General features: G+C 74.3%; 1 protein-coding gene. It reads right to left on the reverse strand.

Annotated elements, in window-relative coordinates; translation table 11 throughout:
• Positions 1–711 (reverse strand): secretin N-terminal domain-containing protein (locus tag ACEN88_RS33350; protein WP_413346610.1); only part of this gene is annotated, 711 nt, incomplete at its 3' end.
• Positions 712–732: the final 21 nt, after the last annotated feature.

A 732-nucleotide genomic window follows, 5' to 3' on the forward strand; every position in this document is an offset into this window, starting at 1 on the left:
GGACGTTGGGGGGGGGGGGGGGGCGCGGGGGGGGGGGGGGCGGCGGGGCGCGGGGACGCCGCGGCGCCGGCGGCGCCGGGGCGCGGCCGCCGGGGCGCGGGGGCCCGCGGCCGGCGGCCCGTACAGTCCGCGCAGCAGGCCCGCGACCCCGCGCACGCCGACGCTGCGCCCGTTGATCGTGATGGTCTTGTCGGTGGCCGATGCGTAGCGCAGCGGGAACCGCCGCACGACCACGGTATCGCCCTTGACCTGGACACGGTCGATCAGGCGCGCGACGTCGCTGACCAGGTCGACCAGCTGCGGCGGCCCCGATACGACGGCCGTGCGCGATACGTCGTCGTAGCGCACCGGGAAGCGCGGATCCTCGATCTGCAACCGGGCCAGGGCCTGGCGCAAGTCGCCCGTGCCCGCATGCTGCAGGCCCAGCGTGGCGGTGCGCGCCTCGTTGGCGCCGTAGATGCGCAGCACGGCCCCGTTGTAGTACCAGAGCACGCCGAACGAGGCGACCATCTTGTCGAGGAATTGCTGCGGTGAGCTGTTGAAGCGGCCGGTGACGTTTCCCTCGACCTGCGGCGAGATCCAGGTCATCACGTGCTGGCTGGCGCCGAAGTCGCGCAGCACGTCCTTGAGGTCCTTGCGGTCGGCGACGTATTCGAAACGGTTGCTCTGCCAGGGGATGCGCTCGGCGTGGGCGGGCGCGGACGCGGTCATGGCCGCGACGGCGGCCGCGGC

This window comes from Massilia sp. CT11-108, from assembly GCF_047302915.1.
Classification (GTDB): domain Bacteria; phylum Pseudomonadota; class Gammaproteobacteria; order Burkholderiales; family Burkholderiaceae_D; genus Telluria; species Telluria orientalis.